The organism is Candidatus Effluviviaceae Genus I sp. (assembly GCA_016867725.1).
GTDB lineage: Bacteria > Joyebacterota > Joyebacteria > Joyebacterales > Joyebacteraceae > VGIX01.
This window is the reverse complement of record VGIX01000048.1, coordinates 1-10,066: the sequence shown is the minus strand read 5'-3', so window position 1 is coordinate 10,066 and position 10,066 is coordinate 1. Positions and strand designations below refer to the sequence as shown.

8 protein-coding genes are annotated in these 10,066 nt (G+C 69.2%); 6 read left to right on the top strand and 2 right to left on the bottom strand.

Annotated elements, in window-relative coordinates; genetic code table 11:
* The 3 genes from FJY74_08550 to FJY74_08540 form a co-directional block, all read left to right on the top strand.
* Positions 1 to 1,092, top strand: a 1,092-nt coding sequence (locus FJY74_08550) for an FAD-binding oxidoreductase (protein ID MBM3308362.1), incomplete at its 5' end; no start/stop codon positions are given.
* Between the two features lie 22 nt (positions 1,093 to 1,114).
* A complete protein-coding gene (locus FJY74_08545; protein ID MBM3308361.1) occupies positions 1,115 to 2,176 on the top strand; it encodes a GNAT family N-acetyltransferase in 1,062 nt (353 codons plus the stop codon).
* 88 nt (positions 2,177 to 2,264) lie between these two features.
* Complete coding sequence (locus tag FJY74_08540) at positions 2,265 to 3,803, top strand: flippase (protein ID MBM3308360.1); 1,539 nt, start codon at positions 2,265 to 2,267, stop codon at positions 3,801 to 3,803.
* Between the two features lie 31 nt (positions 3,804 to 3,834).
* On the opposite strand, the gene FJY74_08535 is transcribed toward FJY74_08540, so the two are convergent.
* A complete protein-coding gene (locus tag FJY74_08535; GenBank protein MBM3308359.1) occupies positions 3,835 to 4,521 on the bottom strand; it encodes a phosphate uptake regulator PhoU in 687 nt (228 codons plus the stop codon).
* A gap of 14 nt (positions 4,522 to 4,535) precedes the next feature.
* Entirely contained in the window at positions 4,536 to 5,759 is a 1,224-nt protein-coding gene (locus FJY74_08530; protein MBM3308358.1) for a Na/Pi symporter, read from the bottom strand.
* Between the two features lie 197 nt (positions 5,760 to 5,956).
* On the opposite strand from FJY74_08530, the gene FJY74_08525 reads away from it, so the two are divergent.
* The 3 genes from FJY74_08525 to FJY74_08515 all read left to right on the top strand — a co-directional run.
* Positions 5,957 to 6,844 (top strand): fumarate hydratase, encoded by an 888-nt coding sequence (locus FJY74_08525; protein ID MBM3308357.1) that lies wholly within the window; start codon positions 5,957 to 5,959, stop codon positions 6,842 to 6,844.
* On the top strand, positions 6,831 to 7,412 hold the full coding sequence (locus FJY74_08520) for a fumarate hydratase C-terminal domain-containing protein (GenBank protein MBM3308356.1): 582 nt from the start codon (positions 6,831 to 6,833) through the stop codon (positions 7,410 to 7,412). Before FJY74_08525 ends, FJY74_08520 begins: the two co-directional genes overlap by 14 nt.
* A gap of 205 nt (positions 7,413 to 7,617) precedes the next feature.
* Positions 7,618 to 10,066 (top strand): hypothetical protein (locus FJY74_08515; protein ID MBM3308355.1); only part of this gene is annotated, 2,449 nt, incomplete at its 3' end.

Sequence of the window (10,066 nt, the reverse complement as noted above, 5' to 3'; positions counted from 1 at the left end):
GCGCACGTGCTGCGGGCGAGGGTCGTGCTCGCGTGCGGCGAGGCGCTCGACGTCGAGCGCGGGGCCTGCTGCGAGGAGGGCGGGCTCTTCGAGATCGAGCGGCTGGACGGGACCGTCGTCGAGGTTCCCGCGCCGCGGTACCGTGTGCCGGCGACCAAGAATGCGGCCGGTTACCACTCGGCGCCCGGCATGGACCTCCTGGACCTCTTCATCGGAAGCGAGGGCACGCTCGGCGTCGTCACGGAGGTCGAGGCGCTGCTGTCGCCGCGGCCCGCGGTCGTCCTGAGCGCGCTGGCGTTCTTCGGGTCGGACGACGACGCGGTCGCGTTCGTGCGGCGGGCGCGCGGCGATGGGCCTGGCGGTCCGCCGCCCGTCGGCGTGGCCCCGATGGCGCTGGAGTACTACGATCCGCGCAGCCTCGAGTTCCTGCGCGAGCGGAAGAGGGAGCAGGGTGCGTCCTCCTCGATCCCGGAGCTCCCGGCCGACGCGGCTGCCGCGGTGCAGTTCGAGCAGGGCCTCGACGGCGAGGAGGAACTTCCGGAGGTCTACGAAGCGTGGGAGACAGCGCTCACCGCGTGCGGGTCGTCCATGGAGCGCACGTGGGGCGGCATGAACGAGGCCGACCTCGCGAGGCTCAAGGCGCTCAGGCACAGCCTCCCCGAGGAGGTCAACGGGGCCGTGGCCCGCGCGAAGGCCGTGTACGCGGAGATCCACAAGGTCGGCACCGACCTCGCCGTGCCCGCGGACGCTCTCGAGGCCATGCTGACGGTCTACCGCGAGGGCCTCGCCGGCACGGGGCTCCGGTACGTGATGTTCGGGCACATCGGCGACAGCCACCTTCACCTGAACATCATCCCGGGCACGCCTGAGGAGCTTCGCCGCGCGAAGGCGCTCGCGCTGTCGTTCGCCGAGCGGGCGGTCGCCCTCGGCGGGAGCGTGTCGGGCGAGCACGGCATCGGCAGGCTCAAGCACGAGTTCCTGCGCGTGCAGTGCGGTGAGGACGGTGTGCGGCAGATGGTCGAGGTCAAGAGGGCGCTCGACCCGGGCGGCGTGCTCAATCGCGGTGTGATGTTCGGTTGGGATGCGGCCTGAGGCCCGACGGGGCGGAGGCGACGTGATCGAGATCGTCGAACACCGGTCTCTCGACGCGGCGGACCTGACGCGGGCGTGGGACGATCTGACCGACGCGGGCTCGTGTCCGAGCATCTTCGTGAGCCGGCCGTGGGTGGCGGCGTGGGCCGCGGCGTTCGGCGGCGGGCTTGAGCCGCTCGCGCTCGTGGGCGTGGACGCGGGCGTGCCCGTCGGCCTCGCGCCGCTCTTCGCGCGCGGGCGCGTCGTCGAGTTCCCCGTGAACTTCCTCTCCCTCCGCGGCGAGGCGCTCGTCTCGGAGTGCGACGCGCCCGCGTTCCTCGGTGCGGCGCTCGGCCACCTGAGGCGGCGCGGCGTCGCGGCAGCGCTTCGCAGCGTCCCCCGCGACTCGCCGACCTACGGGGCGCTCAGCGCGTGCCGCGACGCGGGCTACCTGCCGCTCGAGACGCCCGGGCGCGTGTCCCCGCACGTGGACATCGCCGGGTCGTGGGACGAGTACCTCGCGTCGCGTCCCCGGAAGGTCACGCACGAGTGGGAGCGCAAGCTCCGGAAGGCCGAGCGGGAGGCCGGGTTCGTCTTCCGCGAGCTCGCCCCCGACACCGACCTCGACGCCCTTGTGGCCGGCTTCGTGGCGGTGGACGCGCGCAGCTGGAGAGAGGGCGAGGGGACGTCCATCGGAGGGCGTGGGGCGGAGGGGTTCTACGGGGACGTCACGCGCGTCCTCGCGGGCGCCGGCCGCCTGAGCTGCTTCTGGCTCGAGGTGGACGGGCGGGCCGTCGCCTTCGTGTACGGCGCGGTCTTCGGCGGCGTCTACTACGCGCTCAAGACCTCGTTCGACGAGGCGTTCTCGAAGCTGTCGCCCGGCGTCGTGCTCTTCCACGGGGCGATCCGCCGCGCATTCGAGGCGGGGCTTTCGCGCTTCGACTTCGTGGGCGAGACGGCGCGCTGGAAGGAGGAGTGGGCGACCGGGCGGCGCGAGCACGCGTCGGTCGTGCTGTATCCTGCCGGGCCGGGCGGGCTCGCGGGCTACGCGCGGGATGCGTGGCTCAAGCCGGCCGTGAGGCGTCTGCGCGGGGGCCGGCCGTGAGGCGCCCGCGCGGCCGAGGACCCCGGGCCGCTGCCTGGGCATCGAACAGCGCCCGTCGGAGCTGCGCGGGCGAAGCGGGGCGGAGATCGTGAACGGACAAGGCGACATCGACGAGCGGGAGTATCAGGGCTATCTCTCCACGGCCACGAGGCAGGCCGGCTTTACGTTCGCGGGCCGCGTCTTCGGGCTCGCGCTCGGGTTCGTTGTGCAGGCGGTCGTGGCGCGGCTTCTCGGCGCCGAGGCGCTCGGCGTGTTCGTGCTCGCGTGGACGATCGTGATGGGACTCGGGGTTCTCACGACCTTCGGGTTCGAGGGGAGCTTCTGTCGCTACATCGCGATGTACGTCGGCCAGGGGCGCGAGGACCGTGCGCGCGCTGTCCTCGCGCACGGCGTGCGCTTCGGCCTGCTCGCGAGCGTCGTCGCGGCCGTGGCGCTCGCGCTGCTCCGCCGCCCGCTCGCCCTCTCGGTCTTCAAGGAGCCGCGGCTCGAGCAGGCGCTCCTCGTCATCTCGCTCGCGATGGTCCCGTACACGCTGAGCCTGCTCTACGCCGCTGCACTCAGGGCCGTCAAGGACATGAAGCGCAGCGTGATCGCCTCGGAGATCTCGTTCCGCGTCTCCCGTCTGGTCGTCTTTCTCGCGCTCTTCTTTCTGGGGATGCGGCTTCAAGGCATCGTCACGGCGACGGTCCTCGCGTACGCGGTCTCGATGGCGATCGGGATCGTCTTCGTCCGCAGGCGAGCGCCGTACCTCGTCGCCGGCCCGGCGGGGGACATCCCGAGGCGCGAGTTCACAGGGTACTCGGCGTCCATGCTCGCCGAGACGACCACCGCGTTCGCGCTCACGCAGAGCGGGAGGCTCTTCCTCGGCTTCTACATGAGCGCGGCCGACGTCGGCATCTACAACGTGGTCGCGCTGCTCGCGAGCCTCGCGATGCTGTTCACGATGTCGTTCAACGCGATCTTCTCGCCCATCATCGCCGACGTGTACCACCGCGGGAACGAGAAGCTCATGGCCTCGCTCCTGAGGGCGATCACGCGATGGATCGTCCTCCTCACGTTGCCCGTTCTCGCCTGGCTCATCGTCGCCGGCAGAAGCGTGCTCGGCCTGTTCGGGACGGAGTTCGTCGCGGGCTATGCGGCGCTCGTGGTCCTCACGGCGGCGCAGGTCGTCGACTCGATGTGCGCGTCGGTTTCGAGCTGTCTCGCGATGACGAGGTTCCAGCGCTTCAACGTGGTCAACATCGTGGCGATGGCCGTCGTGAGCGTCGCGCTCAACGCGACGCTGATCCCCAGAATGGGCATCGCCGGAGCGGCCGTGGCGACGGGCATCGCGATCGTGCTCGTCAACGTCGCTCGGCTCGTCGAGGGGAGGGTGCTTCTCGGCGTTGTCCCGTACGACCGCTCGACGCTCAAGGTCGCCGTCACGGGTGCGGTGCTGATGGGACTTGCGGTCGCGGCGCGCCGCGCGCTGGCCGCTCCTGAGGGCTGGCCCTGGTCGGTGGCCGTCCTCGTCGCCGGCTACGCCGTCACGGCGGGTCTGACGCTCGCGCTGGGCGTGGGCGCCGAGGACCGGGCGGTCCTCGGCGGCGTGCTCCGGAGGCTGCGGCGGTCGGAGGGCGGCGAGTGAGCCCGGCGCGAGCCGGAGCGCGCGCCCCGGGTCACGGGTTCCTCGGCCGGTCCCACTTCTCGTCGAAGTAATCCAGCCGGTGCATCGGCATCACGACGCTCGTCGCCACGTTCGAGAGGTGCGAGCAGATGCGCTTCAGGTGCCTCGCGAGCAGGGTGTAGAGCACCGCGAGGCGGCAGGGCAGATCGTCCTCCAGAAGATCCTCGATGATGGCCTCGCAGTCCTTCGCGAGCTTCCGCCCGCGCTCCACGGCGTCGCGACCGATCTCGGCATCGGACTCGCAGAAGGCCCGTACCGTCGGGCCGAAGAGCGCCTCCGTCTCCGCGAGAAGCGTGCGGAACCGCTGCCCGTACCGCCCGTTCTCGAGCGGCCCGCCGAGCGCCTCCGCCACCTCGAGGACGTTCTTGCACATGTCGCCGATGCGCTCGGCGTCCTTCGAGATGCTCATGAGGACGAGCGAGATGGAGACATCGGCTCCCGTCGAGATCGTGAGGTGCTCGACGAGCTGCTTGCGGATGTTCCGCTGGATGTGGTTGATCCGCCTGTCGGTCGCGTAGATCATCTCGTGGGTCTCGCGCGAGAGTTTCGCCTCGCCCGTGAGAAGGGCCGCGATCGGGCGGAACATGTTGACGCCTTCCGCCAGCATCTGCTCCATCTCCGTGTACATCTGGTCCAGAAGCGGGCGACGCCTGAATGCCTCGATCAGATCCCTGAACACGGCCGTTCTCCTTGCTAACGCAGCCTGTCGATCAGAATGAGCGCGAGGGGGACGGCGTAGAAGACCCCCACGACGAAGAACACCACGTTGCGTCTCGAGCGAACCGCGGCGTCGGCGAGTTGCCGCGCGAGGAACATGGGGATCCGGCGGAGCGGGCGCGCGGGATAGAAGATGAGGACCCCCACGACGTTGAAGATCGTGTGCGTGAGCGCGACCGCGAGTCCGCGGACATCGCCAGCGAGCGACGCGAGGAGCGCTGTGACAGTGGTCCCGATGTTGGCCCCGAGCGCGACGGGGTAGACCTGTTCGAGCGACACGATCCCGGCGCCGGCGAGAGGAACAAGGAGCGACGTCGTAACCGAGCTGCTCTGGATCGTCCCCGTCACGGCGAGTCCGACCAGGATGCCGAGCGGCCCGCCGCGTCCCAGGATACGGTCGAGCGCGGCCTCGGCCCGCCCCGTGGCGAGCGCGCGCGTGTGCGACACGAGGAGCGTGAGCGACCCGAAGAGCAGAGCGAACCCGAGCACCACGGCCGCGGCCGGCGCGTGGCCGCTGAAGGCCTGCTCCAGAAGCGCGAAGACCCGCTTTGCGGCGGGGTCGATGAGGAGCTTGATCGGGCCGCCGAACTCCAGGGACCGTCCCCCAGCGAGAGCGTTCGCGAGGGTGGTCGCGGCGCGCGACACCCATCCCGTCGCAAGCTCGAGAGGGAAGATGCAGAGCACCGTCAGGATGTTGAAGAAGTCGTGGACCGTGGCGGCCGCGTAGGCCCTCCGAAACTCCGCCGGACGACCGATGTGGCCGAGGGAGACGATGGTGCACGTCACGGTGGTTCCGATGTTCGCGCCCATGATAATGGGCACGGCGTTGCGGATGCTGAGGAGCCCCGCGGACACGAGACCGACCACGGTCGAGGTGGTGATGGACGAGCTCTGGACGATGCTCGTGGCGAGGAGCCCGACGAAGAGCGCCACGAACGGGTGGGAGGTCGTGGCGATCAGGTTCTGCGAGAAGCTGCCTCCCAGCCGCTCGAACCCGAACCCGAGCAGGCGCATGCTGGCGAGGAAGACATAGAGGGCCGCCACGACGGCGGCGAGGCGCGCGACGGTCCGGAGCGTCTCGCCGCGCGCGCCTTCGGGGGCCGGGCACGCCGGCCCAGGATCTCGGGTCTGTGTGATGATGGGAACCACCGTTCCGGAAAGCGCGCGTCCACCCTCAAGACACCGGGGCGGATTGTACATGTCGGGAGGCCCCTGTCAACCTCGACGCCCGCGCGGCCGGAGTCGGTGGCGGCCGAGGCGCGACTGAACGCCGGTCACGGATACTGAGTGCCGGCTCGGTTCTCTTTGACGCCCGGTCGCGAGAGCGGTAGAATCGGCCGGCGTTGTCGAGGTTCCGCGGAGGCCGCGGGACCACCAGCAGGGACCCGGAGGAGCTCATGGGCAATGAGACGCTGAAGGACGCCTTCCTCGAGCTCATCCGTCGGGCGGCGACCGATCTGAGGCCCGACGTGATGGACGCCATGAGGAAGGCCGCGGCCGCGGAGGGCAAGGGGACGCCCGCCGCGTCCGTTCTCGAACAGAAGATCGAGAACGTGCGGCAGGCTGCCGAGGGTTCGACGCCGGTGTGCCAGGACACCGGCGCGCTCGTGTTCTACATCGACTACGGTCCCGACCACCGGCAGAAGGACATCGAGGAGGCCGCGAAGGCCGCGACCATCGGCGCGACGGAGAAGTACTACCTGAGGCCCAACGCGGTCGACTCCATCACGGGCAAGAACACCAGGAACAACGTCGGTCTCGACGCCCCCCACTTCTCGTTCAACCAGCGCGACGAGAAGGGGCTGCGGGTTCGCCTTCTCCTCAAGGGCGGGGGATCCGAGAACTGCGGCGCGCAGTACAAGCTGCCGGACGGGAAGCTCAAGGCCGGACGCGACCTCGAGGGCGCGCGCAAGTGCGTCATCGATGCCGTGTACGCGGCGCAGGGCAAGGGCTGCCCGCCGGGCATCGTCGGCGTGTGCGTCGGCGGCGCCAGGGACACGGGGTACGCCTGCGCAAAGGAGCAGTTCCTCCGCGCGCTGGACGACAGGAACCCCGACCCGAAGCTCGCGGAGTTCGAGACCAGGCTGACAGGCGAGCTGAACGAGCTCGGCGTCGGGCCGGCGGGGCTGGGCGGCAAGACGACGGTGCTCGGAGTGAAGATCGGTGCGCTGCACAGGATGCCGGCGTGCTACTTCGTGTCCGTGGCGTACTGCTGCTGGGCGTACCGTAAGGCCTTCATGACCGTGAGCGCGGAAGGGGAGGTGACCCACCATGATCGAGCTTAAGCTCCCCGCTTCCGATGCCGACATCAGGAAGCTCAAGGCGGGGGACGAGGTCGCCATCACGGGAACGCTCATCACCGCCCGCGACGCCGCGCACAAGTACCTCATCGACACCGATGGCGCGGAGGTGCGCGACATCCTGAACGGCGGCATGGTCTACCACTGCGGTCCCGTCGTGAAGAAGGACGCGAGCGGGAAGTACTCGTTCGTGGCGGCCGGCCCGACGACGAGCATCCGGACCGAGCCGTTCGAGCCGCCGGTCATCGAGAAGTACCACCTGCGAGGCGTCATCGGGAAGGGCGGGATGGGAGCCGGCACGCTCGCGGCGTGCAACAAGTTCGGGTGCGTGTACCTGTCGGCGCTGGGCGGCCTCGCGACGACGCTCGCGCGGTCGGTCGTGGAGGTGCCGGCGGTGTACAAGCTCGAGGAGTTCGGCGTCCCCGAGGCCCTGTGGGTGATCAAGGTCAAGGGGTTCCCCGCGGTCGTGACGATGGACTCGCACATGAAGTCCATTCACGACGACATCGAGACCGCGTCGAAGAAGAACTTCGAGCGCCTCATGGCGAAGTAGGCTCGGGATCGCGACAGGCGACCATGGTGAAACCCCCTTCCGGCACGGCCGGGAGGGGGTTTCGGTTGTCCGAGCTCTGCCACTATGGTACAATCTGTGTGTGGGCTTCGGGAGCCGAAGCCCCGTCTTGAGTATCGGCGGCGGTCGCTCCGATCGCCATTCCGTCTTGCATGGGTCCGCCAGGACCCCTGCAGAGGAGGGGACAATGCGGTTTCCGCGAACCCTGATCGTGGCCATCCTGGCCGTGCTTGCGGTGACGCCGTCTGCGGCGTCCGCGAGGTGGATCGACTTCGGTTCCGTGGCCCCCTACGCCTCGCCGGACGTGACCCTTCTGCGGTCCGGTCCGGACGGGGCGACGCTCGCCATCGAGATCCCCGGCCTCACGGCGGAGGACATCTCCACGGAGGCGGGCGCCTTCACGCTGGTTTCCATCCCCGGCGCCGGCGTCACGACGGACATCGGTGCTCCGCTGCTCCCGGTGATCCGCCGGCACATCGAGATCCCGCAGGGCGCGGTGCCGCGCCTCCGGATCATCCGCGCCGACTATGCGGAGTCGAGCCTCAGTGATCTCGGAGTCACCGCGCGGCTCTACCCCGCGCAGCCCTCGATCCCGAAGGTGCCGGGCGCGATCGAGTCGGCCGAGTTCGTGATCGACGAGGCGGCGTATGCGGCGAGGGGGTTCCGGCCGGACGCAGCCGCCGTGCTCGGTGAGATCGGCGACGTCCGAGCGCATCGGTTCGTCGAGCTGAACGTGCATCCTGTGCAGTACGACCCGGCGGCCGGGACCGTGCGGTACCTTCGCAGCATCGAGGTCGCCGTGGAGTTCGACGGCGCCGACTGGGCGGCGACGGAGAGCGCGCTCGCGCGCTACGCCTCGCCAGACTTCGACGAGTTCGCGCGGCGCCAGTTCGTCAACGCCGACGCCTTCCAGAGCAGGGCGCTTCTCACGCTTCCGATCGGCTACCTGATCATCGTGCACGATGCGTTCGCCGAGGAGATCGAGATGCTGGCCGGGCTCAGGCACCGCCTGGGCTACCGGACGACGGTGACGAAGACCTCGCAGATCCCCGGCGGCGTCACGACGACGGCGATCAAGGCGTACATCCAGAACGCGTACGATACGTGGGATGTCGCACCGACCTTCATCCTGCTCGTCGGCGACACGCCACAGGTCCCGTGCTTCACCGGAAGCTCCTCGTCGTCCGGGTCGGACCTCTACTACACGACGATGGGCGGGACGTCGGACTGGCTTCCCGACATCTCCATCGGCCGCTTCTCCTGCCAGACCGAGGCGCAGGTGACGCTCCTGGCCGACAAGACCGCGAAGTACCTCCGCTTTGCCCTCTCGAGCGGGACCGACTGGATCAAGAAGGCCACCTTCATGGCCTCGATCGACAACTACACGATCTCGGAGGGCACGCACAACCACGTCATCAACACGTGGCTCAACCCCGCGGGGTACACCTCTTACAAGCGCTACTGCCAAACGTACAGCGCGAATATCTCTCAGGTCATCGGCGACATCAACGGCGGCATCTCGCAGCTGACGTTCTCGGGCCACGGCGACGTGAACGCCTGGTCCGACGGCCCGGCGATGAGCCCGAGCCAGGTCAACGCGCTCACGAACGTGGACAAGCTGCCGATCGTGCAGTCCTATTCGTGTCTCACCGGGAAGCTCGAGCAGGCCTGCTTCGGCGAGACCTGGACGCTCGCGCCGCACGGCACGGCGCTCTTCTGGGGATCGTCCACCTACTCGTACTGGACCGAGGACGACGTGCTCGAGAAGGGCGTCTACAACGCGTGGTTCGGCAACGCCTACAACTGGGCCCGCGGGATGTTCAACGAGGGCCTCTGGGCCGTGTACCAGTACTACTCGGGCGGCGGCCGCACCAAGGCGTACTACGAGCAGTACACCCTGTTCGGCGACCCCGCGTTCGACACGTGGACGAACCCGCCGGCCGAGATGGTCGCGACCTACAACTCGGTGTTCCCGGTGGGCGGCGAGACCTTCTCGATCGACGTGACGACCTCGGGCAGGGCGCCGGTCGGGAACGCGCTCGTGTGCCTGTACATGGACGGCGAGGTGTACGAGACCGCCTACACGGACGCGAACGGGCACGCGGACATCGTGCTGTCCACGCCGCCGGCCACCGTAGGGACGATGGATGTGTGGGTCAGCAAGCACGACTTCATCCCGCACTCGGGGTCGGTGGACGTGCTGGTTCCCGTGACCTACACGATCGTACCGTCGTCGGTTCCGATCAACGAGGCGACGGAGGTGGTGGTGACGGTGTGGGACAGCGAGTCTCAGCTGCTGCCTGGGGTGGTGGTGACGATCGACGGGTGGGGGATCGGTGCGGTGGTGGACACGACGGACGCGTCGGGCGAGGCGTCGCTGGTGGTGCTTGCGCCGTACGGCGAGAACCTGACGGTGGTGGGCCGCGAGCCGGGTCAGAGCTACAACTGCCTGAACGACGTGCTTCCGGTGACGGGCGGCCTTCCGTTCGGGACGGCGGACATTGCGGCCGGTGTGCCGCTGATCGGGCTTGTGGGCTCGTTGACGCCCCACTACGAGGGTGAGATCGAGGGGACGACGGACGAGACGGGGTTCGACCTGTACGCGGTGGGTTGCGGCGTGGACGCGGTGGGGAACG